This is a genomic window from Bradyrhizobium sp. USDA 4504, assembly GCF_054063995.1.
In genome coordinates this window covers 8,847,518-8,867,627 of record NZ_JBSSGV010000001.1, presented here as the reverse complement: position 1 = coordinate 8,867,627, position 20,110 = coordinate 8,847,518, and the positions used below count along the sequence as shown (strand labels likewise).

Here is a 20,110-nt window from a genome sequence, read left to right as displayed (position 1 = left end):
ACGTCGTCAAGGGCAGGAGCCGATGGATTTGATGAGTGCGGCGAGGCAGATTTTCAAGCCGATTCCATCAATCATTCCTGCGGTCAAGGACAACCCTATCACCCACGAAAAAGTCACACTTGGCAAAAGCCTGTTCTTCGATCCGAGGCTATCGGCGAGCGGGGTCATTAGCTGCAATACGTGTCACAACCTTGGAACCGGTGGAGCAGATGCCGGCCCGCGGTCGATTGGTCATCACTGGCAGCTAGGTTCACGTCGCGCGCCAACGGTGTATAACGCAGTCTTCAATGTGGCGCAGTTCTGGGACGGGCGCGCGGCTGACCTCAAGGCGCAGGCCGCAGGTCCCGTCCAGGCCAGTGCTGAAATGAATGCGACGCCCACTCGCGTTCTCAACACATTGAATTCGATGACCGACTATATCGTCATGTTCAGCAAGGCGTTCCCGAGCGATGCGACGCCCATCACCTTCGACAATTTTGCCAAGGCTATCGAGGCTTTCGAGGCAGCCTTGATCACACCCGCCTCCCCGTTCGATCAATACCTCGAGGGCGATGCGTATGCTCTCAGTGATCAGCAGAAAGCAGGATTAAAGCTATTCATGGAAAAAGGATGCTCATCCTGCCACAATGGTATCAACATAGGCGGCCAGAATTACTTCCCGTTCGGTGTGATGGAACGGCCAACCGCAAACCTGCTGCCGAGGGACGACAAGGGTCGTTTCGCCGTCACCAAGGTGCCCAGCGACGAGTATGTCTTCCGTTCTCAACGCCAAAGCCGTCAATCGACAAATAGGGTTGTCACCTACCTGAGCCAGGCGTTCGTCAACTGCCAAAAGAGAATGAGCGCGGGCACTCGTGCTTCGTAAGCGTCGTTTTCAGGCCACGGCTTTGAGGGCTTGAGCGCGGTAGGCCCAGGGCAGTAGCTGGTCGATGTCGCGGTTTGGATGCCCGTTGACGATCCTTGTTAGGACGTCAGTGAGATAGGCGAGCGGATCGACATTGTTGATCTTGCAGGTCTCGACCAAGGTTGCGACGACGGCCCAATGTTCGGCGCCATCATCCGAGCCGGGGCCTAGTGCCGGGTTTCTGACATTCGAAGCCGTGATCGCATATCCGTACCACCCGCTGGTCGGCCGGACGGTCCTGGTGACCGGCGACCATGAGCACGACGGTGTTCATTATTTCCTGATTCGGCAACCGCAGGGCGGCTCCTTCCAGGTGCCGGGCTGGATGTTCGATCCGGCGGCATGTTCAATGGAGATCGTAACGGTTCCGCGCCTTCCCGTCAGCCAACTCCTTCAACTGCGTGGTCTGGTTGATCATCTCGTAGCCTGTCGTCCGGAGGAAAAAGCCCGGAGGATTCGACAATGAGAAAGCAGTGTCGTGCGCAAATGGATATGTTCCTTCCCCTAACCCGGCCCGGCGATATGAGTGGCGCCGAACGCCAGAAGGCGGTGGCGCTTCTGCAAGTATTGCTAACGGAAGCGGCGGCGAAGCCGGCCAACGAGCCTCAGGCCAACGGCAAAAAGGGAGCAGGCGATGAGTAAGATCACGCCCGCGCACCTGGCCCGTGCCGCTTTCGTGTACATCCGACAATCCACGGCGTATCAGGTCGTCAACAATCTCGAGAGCCAACGACGCCAGTATGGCTTGGTCGAACGCGCGCGGCAGCTTGGATGGGAAGACGTCCAGCTTGTCGATGATGATCTCGGCCGATCCGGTGGCGGAACGGTTCGACCGGGCTTCGAGAAGCTGCTGTCTGCGATTTGCGAAGAACGGGTTGGCGCCGTGGTATCGCTCGAGGCATCGCGCCTTGCCCGGAACGGCAGAGATAGGCACACTTTGCTGGAGTTCTGCGGCCTGGTCGGCACGCTGATTGTCGACGAGGAAGCTATCTACGATCCACGCTCACCCAATGATCGGCTGTTGCTTGGCATGAAGGGCACCATGAGTGAGATGGAGTTGTCGATCTTCCGACAGCGGTCCGTCGAGGCCATGCGCCAAAAGGCACGGCGGGGCGAACTTCATTTGACGGTCGCCGTTGGCTACGTGAAGACGGATGACAGCCGTATCGAGAAGGATCCTGATCGGCGCGTCCAGGACGGCATCTTGCTCGTCTTCCGCAAATTCGCCGAGCTCCAATCAATCCGGCAGGTGCTGCTTTGGTTCAGGCAGGAGAACATCCTCGTTCCAGCGATTGTGCAAGGTCGCGGTAAACGCCCAGTCGAATGGAAGGCACCCGTCTATCACACCCTGCACCACATGCTAACGAACCCGGTGTACGCTGGCTCTTACGCCTATGGTCGGCGCGGGACACGGGTGACGATCAAGGACGGGCGCAAGCGGATCATGCGCGACACACTCCGGCGCAATTGGAAGGATTGGGACGTTTTGATCCACGACCATCACGAGGGCTATCTCGCCTGGGCGGAGTTCGAGAGAAATCAGCACCTGATTGCCGACAACGCCAATGGAAAGAGCTATATGGGTCGCGGTTCGATAAGGCGCGGCGAGGCTCTGCTGCCGGGTTTATTCCGTTGCGCGCGCTGTAGCCGACGCCTCCAGTACACTGGAAAGGGCGGGAACACACAGCGATATGCCTGCCGCGGGGCCTTCGGCACCAAAGCGGCCGAAAACTGTATCGGCTTTGGCGGCATGCGGGTCGATCGCGTCGTCGCCCAGGAGGTGCTCGATCGACTGCAGCCTCTTGGGATTGAAGCGGCGCTGGCCGCGATGGAAGCCCAGAGCGTGCATCATTGCGACAAGCGCCAACACATCGAGAACGCAATCCAGCACGCTCAATACGAAGCCGCTCGGGCACGGCGACAGTACGACGCCGTCGATTAACCAGCTGGTTGCCAGTGAGTTGGAGCGGCGCTGGAACGAGAAGCTGTGTCGCGCGGCGATCAGGATGGAAGAGCGCGTCAATCAAGGTGAGAGAGTTTCGCCGGGCTCGTGACGTAGGGAGGGCGTAGCCCGACCGGAGTTACGAGCCCGGCGTCGGCGCGATCCGCGAGGGACCGCGCCGACTGGTGATCGCGGCCGGCAGGTTATGCAAGTGGTTCTTCCGCCAAGAGGAATCACTCGCTTGCCCGGCCGACACATCACAGATCACCAAATGAGGCTCTACATGAAGTACCGTCAGACCGATAGCCCGCCAGTGGCGGCGGCCAAGGCGTCATTCAGTGCGTCGACCGCCTATCGGATCGAGAGAGATCCCCGACTTCCATCGCAAAAGAAGGCTCCCCGCGGCCGGCGACGACCCGACCCGCTGAGCGACGTGTTCGATACCGAGATCGTCCCGATCCTGAAGGCGGCACCTGGCTTACGCCCGGTGGCGGTCTTCGAGGAGATGCTCCGACGTCATCCTGATCTCGGCACCGGTATCCGTCGTACCCTGGAACGTCGTATCCGTGCCTGGCGGGCGATCCACGGCGAGGAGCAGGAGGTGATCTTCCGCCAAACCCACGAGCCCGGCCAGCTCGGCCTCTCCGACTTCACCGACATGGGCGAGTTGGGTGTTACGATCGCGGACACGCCGCTGGATCATCGTCTGTATCACTTCCGTTTGGCCTATTGCGGGTTCGAGCACGCCCACGTCGTGCTTGGCGGCGAGAGCTTCGTTGCCCTGGCCGAAGGCCTGCAGAACGCTCTCTGGTCGCTCGGTGGGGCGCCGCGGGAGCATCGGACCGACAGCCTGTCGGCCGCATTCTGCAATCTCGATCGCGATGCACGGGACGATCTGACGCAGCGATACGAGGCCCTTTGTGCCCACTACGGCATGCGTCCCTCCCGCAACAATCGAGGCGTCGCCCACGAGAATGGCTCGATCGAAGGGCCCCACGGTCATCTCAAGCGAGCAATCGCGGACGCCTTGCTGCTGCGCGGAACTGTCGACTTCGACGATCTTGCTACCTATCGCGGCTTCATCGACGAGATCGTCAGCCGCCGCAACGCCCGCAACGCCAAGCGAATCGATAGCGAGCGCGTGGTGTTGCAGGAGCTGCCCGATCGCCGGACCTCGGACTACGAAGAGGTGATCGTCCGCGTGACGTCATCGGGCGGCTTCACCCTACGCAAGGTGTTCTACACGGTGCCATCGCGCCTGATCGGTCACCGGCTGCGGGCGCGGCTCTATGACGATCACCTCGACGTGTTCGTCGGTGGCACGCACCTCCTGACCTTGCCGCGCGGGCGACCGCATCCCAATGGCAAGTACGATCAGGTCGTCGATTATCGGCACGTGATCCATTCCCTGCGGCGCAAGCCAATGGCGCTTCTCAATCTGGTTTATCGAGACAGGCTGTTCCCGCGCGAGGGCTATCGGAGAACCTTCGACCGATTGCGCGAGCGCTGGCCGGACAAGAAGGCCTGCCGGATCATGGTCGATCTTCTCGCGCTCGCTCATGAGCGCGGCTGCGAGGCCGAACTCGCCGATCAGCTCACGGCCGATCTTGACGCCGGCCGACTGCCCGAACTCAACCGGCTGCGCGCTCACTTCGCTCCCGACCCCGCCCACCTGCCGAACGTCGTGGTGCAGCTCGCGCCGCTTGCCACCTACGAATGCCTCATCGGTACCGCCGAGATCGGAGGTGACGCATGAGCGTGGCCAACACCGTTGATACCGCGCGCCTCAATCTGTTGCTCAACGAGCTCCGGCTGCCAGCCATCAAGGTGCTGTGGGCGCAATTTGCCGAGCAATCCGACAAGGAAGGTTGGCCGGCGGCCCGCTTCCTCGCCACCGTTGCCGAGCACGAGATCGCCGAACGCGGTCGCCGGCGCACCGAGCGCCATCTCGTCGAGGCGCGGCTGCCAGCCGGGAAGACCTTCGACAGCTTCGACTTCGAGGCCGTGCCGATGATCTCGAAGGCGCAGGTGATGGCGCTCGCCGCCGGTGACAGCTGGCTGGGCAAGGGCGCTAATTTGCTCCTGTTCGGGCCGCCCGGCGGCGGCAAGAGCCACTTGGCGGCAGCTATCGGCCTGGCCCTCATCGAGAACGGATGGCGTGTCCTCTTCACCCGCACCACCGATCTCGTCCAGAAGCTTCAGGTGGCGCGGCGTGAGCTCAACCTCGAGGCGGCCGTCAGCCGCCTTGATCGCTTCGATCTCCTGATCCTCGATGATCTTGCCTACGTCACCAAGGACCAGGCCGAGACCAGCGTGCTGTTCGAACTCATCAGCGCACGCTACGAGCGCCGCTCGATGCTGATCACCGCCAATCAGCCCTTCGGCGAATGGAACAAGGTCTTCCCGGACCCCGCCATGACGCTCGCCGCCATCGATCGTCTCGTTCACCACGCCACCATCGTTGAGATGAACGTCGAGAGCTATCGCAGGCGCACCGCGCTCGAACGAAAACGCGGTCCGGGACGCCCGCCCTCGCACGCGACACCCAAAACTGTCGCTGATTGACGCTCCGCGACAATCAGAGCTCAACAAAACTCTTGCGCGCGACAATCTGCGCGGCAATCATCACTCCGCCGCGACACTGACTCGCCATCCAGATTGCCGCGCCTTCCCATCCAGATCGACGCGCTACAAAGCTGGTTCAACTGCGCGACCTGGAGGTCCAGCTCGAGACCCTCAAACAGACGCAATATGCTCTAGCGCTTTCCGCCGCGGATCGCGCGAGGCTGATGACTCTCGGCAAGGATTTGACCAAGGCGTGGAACAGTCCCGGGGCGTCCATCGAGACACGCAAGAAGATCATCAGGCTGTTTGTCAAAGAGATCATCGTCGATGTCGTGGGCAATACATTGGCGCTCATCATTCATTGGCAAGGCGGCGACCATACCCAGTTGACGGTCAAAAAGAACAAGATCGGACAGACCCGCTGGACGGTCGAAGCCGATGTCCTCGATCTCGTTCGCGTATTGGCGAGGCAATTATCGGACACAGCAATCGCTGCGATCCTCAATCGGTCCGGCAAGCTGACTGCACATGGTGCGAGTTGGACACGATCCCACGTCTGCAGTCTCCGGAACACCAACAGCATTCCTGTCTACCGCGAAGGTGAACGAGCCGAGCGCGCCGAAGTGACGTTGGATGAGGCCGCCGACATTCTGAGGGTGAGCCGCACGACGGCCTATCGGATGGTCAGCAGTGGCACCCTTCCGGCCCGGCAGCTGTGCGCCGGGGCGCCCTGGATTATCCGGCTCGCCGACCTGCAGCGAGACGCTGTGTGCCGCGAAGCCGATGCCAGACGATCGCATCGTCCGATATCTCGAGATCCGCAACAGAATCTCCTTCCTTTATAAGGGCATCACCAGATGAGCAGTATGACGCGCCAACGTCGCTGCCGGCGAAGAGGCTATTCTTTCTCGTGATTGTTTGTGGCCGGATGGCGCGCTCGACGATGTTGGAGTCGAGCTCGATACGTCCATCGGTCAGGAAGCGTTCGAAGATGGCACGGCGCGAGACGGCATAGCGGATCGCCTCGGCCAATTTTGATTTGCCGGAGATCCGCCGCAAGGTCTGCTGCCAGAGATCGAAGAGATCTGCGACGATCGCCGCGGAGGCTTGCTGGCGCGCGGCAACGCGAGCGTCGGGGCTTTGACCGCGCACGGTTTTCTCGATCTGCCAGAGCTTCGCCATCCGCTCGACCGTCGCCGTTGCCACTTCTGAGCTCCCCGCAACATGCAGCTCGTAGAACTTGCGTCTGCAGTGTGACCAGCAGCCAGCCAATGTGATGCCATCATTGCCGCGATCGGATCGCGCGAGCTTGTTATAGGCGGCATAGCCATCCAAGGCCTTCGACCGCGCGCGGTTCGGCCGACCATCGGAAAAGCTCGACTCTGCGAATGGCGACGTTGAACAGCAAGCCTTTGCCTTCGAGGAGATCGAGGACCGGCATCGCTGCGATCAAGGCCCGGGTCAGCAAGGGCCGTGCGCAAGCGGATAGCAAGCGTGCACCGCGTCGGCGCAAAGGCTTTGCGCCCCATCTGGAACGGGTCGAGATCGTCATTGAGCCGGAAGAGCTGGCTGAGCATGCCGGCAAGCAGAAAGTGCTGATCGGCGAGGACGTGTCGGAGCGTCTGGATGTGGTGCCGGTCAAGTTCCATGTGATCGTCACGCGCCGTCCCAAGTATGCGTTCAAGAACGCGGACGGCGTGATCCAGGCGCCGGCCCCGGCCCATATCATCGAAGGAGGCATTCCGACCCGCTTGAGGTCTTGGCTGCGTAACGCGCCGGTCTCGTGCGCCACCCGCAAACTCTCGGCCAGCAACAGTTCCAGCTTGTCGCCGAGCCGCTTGCGCCAGTGGCTCAGGTCCGAGCGCTCGTGCGGGAACGCGTGCTGAAAGAACTCTTCGCCGGTGAAGTACTGGAAATACGGGTCGTGGACCCAGCGCTCGCACAGCCCCTCATCGGACAGGCCGTAAATGTGCTTGAGCAACAGCAGCCCGATCATGAAGCGGGTCGCGATGCCCGGCCGACCGTTCTCGCTATAGAGCGGCGCGATCTCGCCGTCGATCCAGTCCCAATCGACCTTGCCGGCGAGTTGAACCAGCTCGTGCTTCATATTGATGATTTGGTCCAGCCTGGCCCGGAACAGATCGCCCGATCCCGTCGTCCTGTGCTTCTTCGGTCGCATCGCCACCTCCGATGCGCCGACGGAATCATGACTGGCGATTCGACGGAATCCTGAAAATGAAATTGCAAGGTTCCGATGCCCGAAGCTTCAAAATCCTGCAATCGCAAAACAGTCCGCAACGACAAATGCGATTCTAGCTCAATTGCTTAGCCGATCTTCACGGACGACTCCTTAACCGAGCCAGATTGCCCAGCGTCTAGCCTGCCACCGGCGCAGAGATAGCCGTGCAGTTCGCTAAGACAAGCATCGGCGCTCTTGAGTTCCCGCCGGGCCTGTGGGGCAATCGTGAGATTGGCGAGCTTATACACAGGATTGCGCTGCTCCATCAGGTCTGTGATCATCTCGTCCCGGTCTGCGGTTTGTATTTTCGGACGGTTGGTGTCGTGTCGCAGGTTGCGCCTGATCACGTCCTCGTTGGTATTAAGCCAGATCGAGACCGCTTTCTCGCCGACACGACGCCGGACTTCTTCGGTCATGAAGGCTCCACCACCGGTTGCGAGCACCAGCGGCCCCCGATCGAGCAGCCGGCTGATCTCGTTCGCCTCGAGATCCCTGAAATGCGCCTCGCCGTCCTCCGCGAAAATCTTGGTTATGGACTTGCCAGCCTTCGCCTCGATCTCTTTATCGGAGTCGACGAACGTCAGCCCCAGCTGCTTTGCGAGTGCACGTCCCACACCGGATTTCCCGGCCCCCATCATACCAACGAGCACGATCGGGCGGTTGTCGAGGGCGCCAACAATCTCTGTTGCGCGAGGCGACCGCGCTGCGCGTGTCGGCCGGGCCACGTTCGACACACGAGCATGGCTAGCGCCAACGCTGTTGCCGGCTTCGGCTTCCCAATGGGGGATCTGTGTGGCCCCCTCGGGGATGACAACCTTGTTGCACGCCCGTCGCACGCGCTCCAGGAGTTGCTCGGCTATAGACTCATCCGGGGGCTCCTCGCTCCCTCGCTGCAGCCGTCTGAGCTTCTGCAGCTCCTTGTACGTGTCATGATTGTCGAGCTTGGCCTTGTAGCTGTCTGCCGTGTGAAACTCGAGCTCAAAACGGTAACCGCCAGGCGTGCCGAACACTGTCTTGATGCCAGCGAAGGTCCGCGATCGCGTCCTGAACCAGTTAGTCGTGCTGACCTCGCTATACCCGCTCTCCTCGAACGCTAGAATGGCTTTCTTGAAGGCACGTGTAAAATCCCTGTCAGAGAATTCGAAGACGTGGCGTACAGCGTTGTTGAAAAGCTGGACGCCGGCCTCAGAGCTGGCCTGGATTCCGGTGAGCTCGTCTGTCATTGAGCTTGGCGATCTAAGACGCTTAGCCAAATGGGGCATCTTCACCTCGATGCCGGCCCCCTTAAGGGCTTCGGCAACCGACATTGCCGTCCGCGTGATGTCCTTCTCTTCGGCTTGAGCGCGGGACGCCTCCATTTGGGCGCGCTGTGCCGCCGCCTCGCGAGTCAACGTGATTGTGGTGGCGACATCTTCGGCAGCAAGCGTTGGAGCCGAGGGTTCGCGCAGAATCCCCCGCTCGGCAGCAAGCTTGATCGAGGCTTGCATGACCGACGCCGCGAGCGTCGGATTGTCATTGAGATCCTCCAAGGCCGCATCGACATCGAAACGACCGTGGTTGAGGATAGCCGCCAAGCTCTTGGTGTATGGAGCCGATTTTAACCCGGGTATCTGTTGCAACAGGCGCTGAAGGTGCCTGCTCTTGATCATAAAGGTGTAAACGCCAGTGTCGGATTTGTAGGCGTCAGTTCCGACCTTGGTGCCGATGCTCAGCAGATTTTTTGCACTTTGCACGAGGTCGTGCGGCATGTAACCATCCGGTCGGGGCTCGATGCGCGTAGGGTAACGATCGACCAGAAGCTGGACGCGGTCCCGTGGGTGAGCCGTTGCCGGATAGGTCTCGGCAAGCGGCGGAAACAGCTCGCAAAGCTCTTGGCTCATTGCGAGCTGTCTCTCACTCGCAGTGGCGGCTGTTTCGGGCAGGAGTTGAGGCGGAACTTGCTCGTCGAGACCAGCCGCCCACGCCTCGAGTTCGGTGAGAAGCAACTCGGCCGCCTCGAGCGCGACGGGATGGTGTGCCAGCTCAATGTCGTGCCGCGCCTTCTCGAGCTTGTCCCGGACGTCGTGAGCACTAACCTGTTCCTGCTCCAGCAGGCCGCGAATGTCTCGCTTGAGCTCTCGGTCAATGCCTTCGTACGTGCCGAATATGGCACGTTCGGCAAACCACTGCCGGGCTTCATCTGATTGAGCCAGAAAGCCTCGCTGCAGGCCGGTATAGGTTTCCAGAACGTTCCGCGTGGCGGCGAGAATCTGGCTGGCGCGACCGAAATTATAGCGACCGTCCTCAATCGCCGGGGTATGGGATTTTGGCGGCTTGAGCGAGCGGAGGCCGCGAGCTTGCTCCTCTTGGTCGAATTGCCTGACATGCTCGTAAAGCTGCGGCCGGTCGGCAATGATAATGGCCGTATCGCCATCGAAGTCGCCGTCGAGTTTTTTCTGTTCATCAGGCGGGATGGCAACCAGGGACCCCGGAGCGAAGATCTCAGTGGCCTGCAGGATCCCGATACAATCGAGCGCGCTGTCCGCCGTTACGCGGTCCTTGCCCTTGATCCAGCTCGAATGGCACTTGACGTCCTCGGCGGACATCACCAAGCCACGGTCGGCGAAGTCGGCCGGCCACATTTCATCCGGCACCACGATCAGAAGCCCCTTGGCGAAGAAAGTCGGATCATCGACTGCCAGCTTCTCCCCCGACTTCTGGGCGACGTTGAAGCTGTATTGTATGGTCACGCACTGATCGAGAAACGCCGCAGTCGGGTCCCCGTCCGCAGCTGACCTGACGCGATCGGGGGCGAACGGGCGGAGGTTGGGCTTGTCGTAGGGCGATCGCCCGATCAGCACGCCACCACCGGTCAATGTTTCGCTCTTGAGCCTCGGCACATGCAGACAGCCATCAGCGGATGGGACGGCGACGGCGCCCGGACCATTGATATTCGCGGCTGTTACGACGCGAAACAGCTCCTCCGACGTCAGCTCTTGCTTTACCCGACTCTCAAGCCAGCTCATCGCCTTCCGCCGGGCCTCATCCGCTACTTGCTCGCTGCGCGGATAATGTTGCAAGGCCGACGCTGGCAGGGATGCTCTCCTTCCCTCGGCAAAGGCCTGCACGCGGTCAGGACCTTCCTGCTCGCCGGCGCGGCAAACAGCTGGCATAAGCTTGGCCAGCGAGGCCCGGATGAAGCCGCAGCCGTCGTGCGGTCGCAATGCAATGGGTCCGGCCGCCCCCCTCAGCTGGAAGGGATGCTCCTCGTTGGCAGGGCGGTCAGGCAGCAGCGCCAGTTTGAAGGCGCCTTCCAGCGCGGAGTCGTGGGGTGATAGACCTTTGATCGCCGGCGGCGCCGCAAAGCCTCTGCGCTGAGTATAATAATAGGCCTCTTTGAAAGGGGCCCACGCGCGCGACAGCTGCTCGAATGCTGTACCCGGCCCGGTTTCGGCATAGGGAATCGCCAGCAGCTTTCCCCCCGAAAGCTTTGCTTGCTCGTCTGGGGCGCGGGTCGCAATTTGAGACACAGTTAATCGTGGCGGCTTTAACTTGCTGCCGCCGAACAAGTCAATCCGGTATGGAATACCGTTTACATTTACCGTACGCGCCAGCATGAAGGCGCTCGGGGGTGCCGGCAATTGTACCGCGACGACGGGCAGGGCCCCCGAAGTCAGGCGATGGAAAATCGAGTACCGCGTCTCCGGCTCCGTGGCCAACGGCCGCCCATGCATGTCCACGACCGGCAACTGCATCAGTCCCGCCTCACCTTGCGGAGACCTCGGGGCGTGGTCCATGGCTCGCAATACCTGGTGCACGTCGAACACCGACGGAGGACGTTGCGCCTGGATCGCCGCCGCATCCTGCTCCATGAATAAGTCCAGCGCATCCACTGGACTGTCAGCCTCGATCTGCGCAATCAGATTCCAGCTCATGCTGGACAGATCGTCTTGAATCAGGTCGCGAGCGCCAGCCAGGATCTCTCTCGTGCCGCACTGCAGCTCTTTCTGCCTGATCCGTAAATCGGGCCTGTCGCCCTCGACATAGGGTGACCTGAACAATCTCTCCAGCACCGCACGAGCCTTGAGCGTCTGATAGATCGATAAAGCGGGGCGGCGGCTCGCAATGGGCCCACGGCTCCGCTCCGCACCGCCCGCGTTCAGATGCGCCTTGATCTTTTGCTCGAGCAAGGGCTGAAGATCGTTAAGCACGTTGAGGGCCTGCCTGCGGTGCCAGCGCAGTGGCTTCTCTGGGCTGCGCGCGAGCGGCAGCAGAGCAGCACTCAGATTACCCATGGTTTCGAGGTTATTCTCGGCGGCAAAACCAGGAGCTGAATGCAATTCAGAGAGCCGACTCAAGCCTGTCGGCGCGAGCAAACCGAGATCATCGAATAGGCCAGCCTTACCCAGAGCCTTGAAAATGTTCGTGATGTTCAGAACCTCAGCCGTCAAGAGGCGATCATCATCATACTGCAGGTAGTGGGCGAGCTTGTGCAACCGATCCTTCGGCAGAGCGGCATCCGTAATCTCCCCACTCTCCTCCGCCCTCCTGATCGTTCGGGACAGAGCGTTGGCGAGCATAGCCAGCTCAGGCGTGGTGAACACACCAAATCGCTGTGCTCCAGCCCCCAATTCGCGCGCGATGTCCATGATGGACTGACAGCACATCGCGTCAGGCCACTTGCTGAAGCCGTTCAGAAGGTGCGCCACGTCCTGCGGAGAGAACTTAGAGCGCTGACGCTGACGGGTTTCCCCGGCGATTACTATCGCGGCTTTGCGACAATCCTCACTCTCTGGCCATTTGCTGAAGCCGTTCAACAGGTTTGCCAATCCCTGGGGGGCCAAATCAGAGAGTTCGGCGCGAAGGACCTCACGCGCGATCGCAAACGTGACCTCGCGACAGTCCCGCGCGTCGGGCCATTTGCTGAAGCCGTTCACCAGGTTCGACAGGCTTTGGTGCGTAAACTCTGAGAGTCTGGCGTGACGAAGGACCTTACGCGCGATCGCAAGCGTCGCGTCGCGGGAGTCCTGCGCGTCCGGCAATTTGCTGAAGCCGTTCACCAGCATCGCAAGGTCCTGACGGTCGAAATCAGAGAGTCCGAACTCACTGCGCGCGTCGCGGCGAACGACCTCACCCGCGATCGCAAGCGTGGCGTCGTCACAGTCCGGCGCGTCAGGCCACTTGCTGAAACCGTTCACCAGGTTCGCCAGCTCCTGCGGAGTAAAATCAGAGAACTGGGTACCCCGGCTAACGACCTCGCGCACGATCGCAAGCGTAGCGTCACGACAATCCCGCGCGTCCGGCCATTTACTGAAGCCGTTCACAAGCATCGCCAGGTGCTGGTTGTCAAAATGCCGGGCGCCGCGGCGAAGGACCTCACCCCCGATCGCAACCGTGGCGCCGCGCGGGTCCTGTCCGTCCGGCCACTTGGCGAAACCGTTGACCAGATTTGCCAGTTCCTGCGGTTTGAAATGGAAGAGCTCGACGCGGCGAATGACCTCACGTGCAATCGCAAGCGTAGCATCGCGACACTTCGGCTCGTCCCGCCACTTGCTGAAGCCGTTCGCCAAGTTAGCCAGATTCTGGCGAGTGAATTTAGAGAGCCAGGCATGGCGGTCCCGGCGAAGGACCTCACTCGCGATCGCCAAAGTCGCCTCGCCCGACTCCGTTCCGTCCGGCCACTTGCTCAAGCCGTTCACAAGATTCGCCAGTATCTCCGTGGCAAAATCGGATAGTCCGAACTCACCGCGGACGGCGCGGTGAACGACCTCAGACGCGATCGCAAAACTGCCCTCGCGACAGAGGCGCGCGTCCGGCCATTTGCTGAACCCGTTCACAAGCATCCCCAAATGTTTCTGATCAAAATCAGAGAGCTCGCAGCTGTGACCGGCACGACGGACCACGCGGGCAATAGCTTCCGTGCCTTCACGAGTTTCCGCCTCGCGCGTCCACTTGCTGAAACCGTTCACCAGCAGCGAGATATTTTGGCTATTCGTCGCGCCAAGTACCTTGGGTTCATCACGACAAAACTCGGCAATTCTGATGACTCCATTGCGGCATGTCTTCGACTGCTGATGCCGACCGAATGCTGCCGCGAACAGCGAAAGAGCAGCGGGCTTAAGTTCGCGCAGTAACGAATTGGAAAGCTGCGACACCCGAGATGCCACCGCTTTGCAAGCTTCGAGGCCTTCCTGACCGCCGGCCTCGCGGCTCACAACGTTGCATGCCGTGGCGTAGCCCCAGGATTCCCCGCGGCGGATATCGTCCTCGAAGTGGGTGACAAATTGGCTCCTGAACTGGGCGGCAGCCTTTTGCACAAAGACCGCACGGATCTTCTCGTCCTCCCGCTGCAGCCGCTTGTCATTTTCCACCACTGCACGTGAAAATTCGACAATGTCGCGAGCGAAATAAATGGCGTCCAGAGCGGCGTTACATTGCTGTTGTGAAATCGCAGCTTGCGCGCCCTGCGGGGCGACAAAATCCAGGCGCCGCCGTTTTGGCCCTGCCTCGAGGTCCGATACAGATTGCCTGTACGAGGAAGAGGCACCTCGTGAACTCCTGGACTGATCGGCACAGCGGCTCTCGGCACCGGAACGCGACGAACTTTCTTCGCAATTTGGCGCGCCGCGATGCGCCAAATACCGCAAAGCTGGCTCGTCGACATGCGTATTCACGGAAGGTTCGGTTGACGTACGGCGTTGGGCATCGCTGGCCGAAGTCGGCCTTCCGGCCGAGCCCGCAGCCAGGTCCTGATTTTCAGAGCGCAAGCCCTGCAAGACAGAACTGAACTTCGAGCGATCGTTTCCGCCGCCAAGATCTGCTTCAGGACCGGACCAGTCCATCTCTGATCCGCGGGCTTCCTTCGCTCTCCAGTCGGCTCTCGTCAAAATCAATCTCCCATGCGAGCTAGAATGCGCCGATTCCGACGGTGGCATAGAGGCCTGCGGCGTCGGCCTCAACGACTTTTGCTTCAGAGCGGAGCCCCTTGGCCGCGTTGACAGGACGTCACTCGCCACTAACCTGACGTGCGAGTCAGTTTTGTACGATTGTGCGCTCTAGCGCCGAAGATATGCCCTGGACCTGACGGAAATCTGATTAGCGTACAGCCGACTCGGGATTCATCGGAGTAGTTTCATTGGATTGGTTAAGCCGGATGAGAGTGGTCATAGGCGGTTTGACTTGCGCATGCGCGACGCCATTAGGCTGGCCATCACCGGCTGGTGGTCTTCGACGAACGGGCATCAACCGTGTCCGCGCCATAGGTTGTTTCAGCAGACGAGCGTGTCAGGGCTTCGACGGCGTCAATCGGTAGATTCGGTCGGTCAGGATCGTCCGGCCTAGGTTCCGGGCGCCACTCACAGCGGACTCGCCGCTGATAGTCGGCTTGGTGACATCCGTTTTGGCGGCCACGATTTTGTGCCTCGGCCTCGAACTGTCACCCTGGCCGGCATCGTCGGTGTCAGGCAGGAGACCCAAGCGGCCCAGTCTCTCGACCATTCGGCCGGGAGCGGATTGAGAGCCGTGGGCAAACTTCTCGGGAACGGCGAATGAAACATCGTACGCCGTCTCCTCGGGCACGGCGGACGAGGATGGCCCGGGCTCATTGATGAGTCGCCTGTGAACAAGCCTGTAAGCGATTGAGCGGGAGTCTGTTTTTGGGATTTGACGGCGTTTGAGATTGCAGGGATTTGAGGCTTGATGGCCGCAAACCTTGCAAATTCGTTTTGTGGATTCCTCTCCGCTGTGAACCGTGCTTCTGTGGTGCACCGGAGGGATGATGCGGCCGAAGAAGCACAAGACGACGGGATCGAACGATCTGTTCCGGGCACGGCTGGACCAGATCATCAACATGAAGCACGAGCTCGTTCTGCTTGCCGGCAAGATCGACTGGGACTGGATCGACGGCGAGATCGCCCCGCTCTACAGCGAGAACGGCAGGCCGGGGATCGAGACCCGCTTCATGATCGGGCTGCTGTTGCTCAAGCACATTTACGGGCTGTCCGATGAGGGGGTGTGCGAGCGCTGGGTGCACGATCCGTACTTCCAGTTCTTCACCGGCGAAGAGTTTTTCCGGCACGTTTTCCCGCACGAGCGCTCGGACCTGAGCCATTGGCGCAAGCGGCTCGGCGACAAGCTGGAGCAGTTGTTGGCCGAGAGCCTTCGGGTGGCGCACGAGACCGGTGCGTTACGCAGCCAGGACCTCAAGCGGGTCACGGTCGACACCACAGTGCAACCAAAGGCCATCAGCTTCCCGACCGACGCCAAACTGCTGCATGCAGCGATCCGGGGGCTGAACCGCCTGGCGAGGAAGCACGGGGTCAAGCTGCGGCAATCCTATTGTCGCGTGGCCAAAAGCGCGGCGATGATGGCGGGCCGTTACGCTCATGCCAAACAGTTCAACCGGCATCAGCGGCAGCTGCGTATCCTGCGCAGCCGGCTGGGGCGGATCATCCGCGACATCCGCCGCAAGATCGAGGGCGAGGCGACGCTGGAGGAGGCGTTCGCCCTCCCGCTTGGCCGGGCCTCGCAGATCCGCTCGCAGCAGCAGCGCCAGCGCGGTTTCAAGCTTTATTCTTTCCATGCCCCGGAGGTGGAGTGCATCGGCAAGGGCAAGGCCGCCGCACCTTATGAGTTCGGCGTAAAGGCCTCCATCGTCACCAACAATCGCCGCGCCCCCGGTGGCCTGTTCGTGCTGCATGCCAGGTCGCTGCCCGACAACCCTTACGACGGTCACACGTTGCGGGATGTTATGGACCGCACCGAGACACTCACCGGCTGTGCGATCGAGCGGGCCTACGTCGACAAGGGCTACCGCGGCCACGACGCGCAAAATCCCCGCCGCGTCTTCATCTCCGGCCAGAAGCGCGGTGTTTTCGGCGCCATCAAGCGTGAGCTGCGCCGCCGCTCCGCCATTGAGCCCATCATCGGACACCTCAAAGCCGAAGGACACCTCGGCCGGTGCTACCTCAAGGGCCGCGCCGGCGATGCCGCCAACGTCGTTCTCTCCGCCGTCGGACACAACCTCCGTCGCATCCTCGCCTGGTTCAGAGAACTTTTGCGCCTGTTGTTGGTCTCGCTCTGGCGCACGCTCAACTGTCCAGCTCAGCTCAATCCGGCTTCTTAACGGTCGACTGATGATCCGACTGAATAGATCCTGATCCTCTTGTGTCCAGTTGAACGCTGCTGGAGACCCTGGGGATCCACCGCCGTCGATCTGGTTAAAATCAATACAGCTCTCCTTCTGTTTTGAGAACATAATCTCTTGCAGATCCGCCCGGCTTTTACTGCCACCAGTTCAGTCATAGGTCGCATCAATCGAGAGACGAGAGCCTATGCTAAGAGGCTTGGCTTTCGAAAAGCTGGCGAGGGGGCAAGCCAAACGCACGCTGCAATTGTGGATCACGGCAAAGGTAATGCCGCAGATGCGCGCTTCCCGAAACGAAGTCCAGGCCGTTTGTGATTTCTCGAAGCCGAACACGCTTTCACGGGGATGTCCCGGGTTCTGTTGAATTTCTGAAGAGGTCGGCGTTGCCCACCTTGAGCCGGTAGGCTCGGGGTGCTGATTCCACAAAGGAGAGCAACGCCATGACGAGAGATATCACACCGGCTAGTTGGCCGGCGATCGCGGCTGTGGACGACGCGTTTGCGGAAGTGCGAGCGAGCTTCGATCGGTTCTGCCTTGCGGCAGGGATCGAGGCGCTCGGCACGATGATGGAGGCGGATGTCACGGCGGCCTGCGGGCCGCGCCACGGTCGCGACGCGGCGCGGCGGGCGCACCGTTGGGGCCGAACGCGGGGACGAATCGGTTTCCACGGCGGCAAGATCGAGGTCGAGCGTCCGCGGGTCCGGGGCGTGGACGGCCGCGAGGTCACGATCCCGAGCTGGGAAACGGCGGCGCAGGAGGATTGGCTCGGTCGCTGGGCGATGAACCTGATGCTGATCAATGTGTCGACGCGCCGGTTCGGCCGCGCTGTCCGGCTGCCCGAGGGTGACGTGCCGGCACCGCCCGGATCGGGGGTTTCGAAGTCGGCGGCCTCGCGGAGGTTCGTAGCGCTGTCGGCGGCGCGGCTGGCCGACTTCATGGCTACCGATCTGTCCGCGCTCGACCTTCTGGTGGTCCAAATCGACGGGCTGCATCTCGGCGACGATCTCGTGCTGGTCGCCGCGATCGGGGTTGACGGCGAAGGCAACAAGCATCCGCTGGCTCTGGTGGAAGGGGCGACCGAGAATGCCGCAACGGTTCAGGCCCTGCTGGACAACCTGGTCTCGCGCGGGCTCGCCCCGACGGTGCCAAGACTGTTCATCGCCGACGGCGCGAAAGCGTTGTCGAAGGCGATCCGCCGCACCTTCGGTTCGGCCGCTGCGATCCAGCGCTGCCAGATCCACAAGGCGCGCAACATCATGGAACGCCTGCCGAAACAGCATCATGCGGCCACCCGTCGGGTGCTGCGCCAGGCCTGGGAGCTCGATGACGCCGACAAGGCTGAAAAATTGATCCGCAATCTCGCGCGTCGACTCGACCAGCAATGGCCCGGCGTCGCGGCCAGCATCCTCGAAGGCCTCGACGAAATCCTGACTGTCGTCCGGTTGAAGCTGCCGAAGGAACTTCGTCGATCGCTCGCCTGTACCAACATCGCCGAGAACATGATGGGCACCATTCGCCGCGTCACGCGCAACGTCAAACGCTGGCGGGATGCCGGTATGGCCTTGCGATGGGTCGCGGCCGGCATGATCGAGGCCAACAAGGGCTTTCGACGATTGAAGGCGCATAAGCAATTGTCGGTTCTGCGTGCGGCCCTTCAAGCTCACTACGATCGCATGACGATCAAGCCCGTTGCCCACGTCACGAGGGCCGCGTAACATTCATTCCGGCAACGTCGGCCCGACGTAGTTCAACACCGATCGGGACATCCCCCGCTTTCACACCAGAGGCCGTGGTGCCTGACAGTTCCTCCCAAACGTGCCGGAGTGTCAGCATAGCAGCCAGGAACATTAGTCGTCCGTTAACAAGCGGGGTCGAGGGCGACTGGGGTTGCGAAGGCGGGCCAAAGAGCGATCAGGATGAAGCGCAAGAGCTTCCTGAGCCAGGCGAGGATGCGGCGGAAGTTGTGGCCCATGGCTGAGAGGACGACGTTGGCGGCGTCTCCTGGCGGCCCTTGAGGTAGCAGCGGCCGAGGTGACCTTCGGCCTTCAGGTGTCCGATGATGGGCTCGATGGCGGAGCGGCGGCGCAGCTCGCGCTTGATGACACCGAAGACGCCGCGCTTCTGGCCGGAGATGAAGACGCGACGGGGATCTTGCGCGTCGTGGCCGCGGTATCCCTTGTCGACATAGGCGCGCTCGATCGCACAGCCGGTGAGTGTCTCGGTGCGGTCGATGGCGTCCCGCAAGGTGTGACCGTCGTAGGGGTTATCGGGCAGCGCCTTGGCGTGCAGCACGAACAGGCCCCCAGGAGCACGGCGGTTGTTGGTGACGATGGAGGCCTTCACCCCGAACTCGTAAGGAGCGCTGGCCTTACCCTTGCCGATGCACTCCACCTCCGGAGCATGGAAGGAATACAGCTTCCAGCCGCGCTGGCGCTGCTGCTGCGAACGGATCTGCGTGGCCCGGCTGAGCGGCAGTGCGAACGCGTTCTCGAGCGCTTCCTGCCCTTCGATCTTGCGGCGGATGTCGCGGATGATCCGGCCCAGTCGGCTACGCAGGATGCGCAACTGCCGCTGATGCCGCTTGAATTGCTTGGCATGGGCGTAGCGGGAAGCCATCATTGCCGCGGTCTTGGCAATGCGAAGATAGGATTGTCGCAGCTTGACCCCGTGCTTCCTCGCCAGGCGGTTGAGCCCCTTGATCGCCGCGTGCAGCAGCTTGGCATCGGTCGGGAAGGTGATGGCCTTCGGCTGCACGGTGGTATCGACCGTGACCCGCTTGAGGTCTTGGCTGCGTAACGCGCCGGTCTCGTGCGCCACCCGCAAACTCTCGGCCAGCAACAGTTCCAGCTTGTCGCCGAGCCGCTTGCGCCAGTGGCTCAGGTCCGAGCGCTCGTGCGGGAACGCGTGCTGAAAGAACTCTTCGCCGGTGAAGTACTGGAAATACGGGTCGTGGACCCAGCGCTCGCACAGCCCCTCATCGGACAGGCCGTAAATGTGCTTGAGCAACAGCAGCCCGATCATGAAGCGGGTCGCGATGCCCGGCCGACCGTTCTCGCTATAGAGCGGCGCGATCTCGCCGTCGATCCAGTCCCAATCGACCTTGCCGGCGAGTTGAACCAGCTCGTGCTTCATATTGATGATTTGGTCCAGCCTGGCCCGGAACAGATCGCCCGATCCCGTCGTCCTGTGCTTCTTCGGTCGCATCGCCACCTCCGATGCGCCGACGGAATCATGACTGGCGATTCGACGGAATCCTGAAAATGAAATTGCAAGGTTCCGATGCCCGAAGCTTCAAAATCCTGCAATCGCAAAACAGTCCGCAACGACAAATGCGAT

At 61.3% G+C, this 20,110-nt stretch carries 9 protein-coding genes and 5 pseudogenes; 9 read left to right on the top strand and 5 right to left on the bottom strand.

Annotated features, from left to right (window positions below; translation table 11 throughout):
• Window positions 1-22 precede the first annotated feature (22 nt).
• Window positions 23-865 (top strand): cytochrome-c peroxidase, encoded by an 843-nt coding sequence (locus tag ACVMB1_RS41635; RefSeq protein ID WP_420866017.1) that lies wholly within the window; start codon window positions 23-25, stop codon window positions 863-865.
• 9 nt (window positions 866-874) lie between these two features.
• On the opposite strand, the pseudogene ACVMB1_RS41630 reads toward ACVMB1_RS41635, so the two are convergent.
• Window positions 875-1,150: pseudogene (locus ACVMB1_RS41630) on the bottom strand (transposase domain-containing protein); the annotation flags it as partial.
• Between the two features lie 240 nt (window positions 1,151-1,390).
• Here ACVMB1_RS41630 and ACVMB1_RS41625 point away from each other — a divergent pair.
• The 5 genes from ACVMB1_RS41625 to ACVMB1_RS41605 all read left to right on the top strand — a co-directional run bounded on the left by ACVMB1_RS41625 (window position 1,391) and on the right by ACVMB1_RS41605 (window position 6,256).
• Window positions 1,391-1,546 (top strand): hypothetical protein, encoded by a 156-nt coding sequence (locus ACVMB1_RS41625; RefSeq protein ID WP_456849800.1) that lies wholly within the window; start codon window positions 1,391-1,393, stop codon window positions 1,544-1,546.
• Window positions 1,539-2,846 (top strand): recombinase family protein, encoded by a 1,308-nt coding sequence (locus ACVMB1_RS41620; protein ID WP_069280573.1) that lies wholly within the window; start codon window positions 1,539-1,541, stop codon window positions 2,844-2,846. The genes ACVMB1_RS41625 and ACVMB1_RS41620 overlap by 8 nt, the downstream gene beginning before the upstream one ends.
• A 241-nt stretch (window positions 2,847-3,087) precedes the next feature.
• Complete coding sequence (istA, locus tag ACVMB1_RS41615) at window positions 3,088-4,602, top strand: IS21 family transposase (protein ID WP_456794397.1); 1,515 nt, start codon at window positions 3,088-3,090, stop codon at window positions 4,600-4,602.
• Window positions 4,599-5,411 carry an IS21-like element helper ATPase IstB gene (gene istB, locus ACVMB1_RS41610; protein ID WP_225649550.1) on the top strand — a complete coding sequence of 271 codons (813 nt, stop codon included), beginning with the start codon at window positions 4,599-4,601 and terminating at the stop codon, window positions 5,409-5,411. Before istA ends, istB begins: the two co-directional genes overlap by 4 nt.
• 224 nt (window positions 5,412-5,635) lie before the next feature.
• Window positions 5,636-6,256: a helix-turn-helix domain-containing protein gene (locus ACVMB1_RS41605; protein ID WP_456813729.1), complete on the top strand. Its 621-nt coding sequence runs from the start codon at window positions 5,636-5,638 to the stop codon at window positions 6,254-6,256.
• Here the strand turns inward: ACVMB1_RS41605 and ACVMB1_RS41600 are convergent.
• Window positions 6,147-6,746: pseudogene (locus ACVMB1_RS41600) on the bottom strand (IS66 family transposase); the annotation flags it as partial. The gene ACVMB1_RS41605 and the pseudogene ACVMB1_RS41600 sit on opposite strands and share 110 nt — an antisense overlap.
• On the opposite strand from ACVMB1_RS41600, the pseudogene ACVMB1_RS41595 reads away from it, so the two are divergent.
• Window positions 6,745-7,159: pseudogene (locus ACVMB1_RS41595) on the top strand (IS66 family transposase); the annotation flags it as partial. The pseudogenes ACVMB1_RS41600 and ACVMB1_RS41595 overlap by 2 nt on opposite strands.
• On the opposite strand, the pseudogene ACVMB1_RS41590 reads toward ACVMB1_RS41595, so the two are convergent.
• Together ACVMB1_RS41590 and ACVMB1_RS41585 are read right to left on the bottom strand one after the other, a co-directional pair.
• Window positions 7,156-7,590: pseudogene (locus tag ACVMB1_RS41590) on the bottom strand (transposase); the annotation flags it as partial. The pseudogenes ACVMB1_RS41595 and ACVMB1_RS41590 sit on opposite strands and share 4 nt — an antisense overlap.
• 146 nt (window positions 7,591-7,736) lie before the next feature.
• On the bottom strand, window positions 7,737-14,471 hold the full coding sequence (locus ACVMB1_RS41585) for a shikimate kinase (RefSeq protein WP_456835771.1): 6,735 nt from the start codon (window positions 14,469-14,471) through the stop codon (window positions 7,737-7,739).
• 935 nt (window positions 14,472-15,406) lie between these two features.
• On the opposite strand from ACVMB1_RS41585, the gene ACVMB1_RS41580 reads away from it, so the two are divergent.
• Both ACVMB1_RS41580 and ACVMB1_RS41575 read left to right on the top strand, forming a co-directional pair.
• A complete protein-coding gene (locus ACVMB1_RS41580; protein ID WP_069280586.1) occupies window positions 15,407-16,753 on the top strand; it encodes an IS5 family transposase in 1,347 nt (448 codons plus the stop codon).
• Window positions 16,754-17,214: 461 nt separating this feature from the next.
• A complete protein-coding gene (locus ACVMB1_RS41575) occupies window positions 17,215-18,489 on the top strand; it encodes an IS256 family transposase (RefSeq protein WP_456813726.1) in 1,275 nt (424 codons plus the stop codon).
• Between the two features lie 143 nt (window positions 18,490-18,632).
• Here the strand turns inward: ACVMB1_RS41575 and ACVMB1_RS41570 are convergent.
• Window positions 18,633-19,978 (bottom strand): annotated as a pseudogene (locus tag ACVMB1_RS41570) (IS5 family transposase).
• Window positions 19,979-20,110 lie beyond the last annotated feature (132 nt).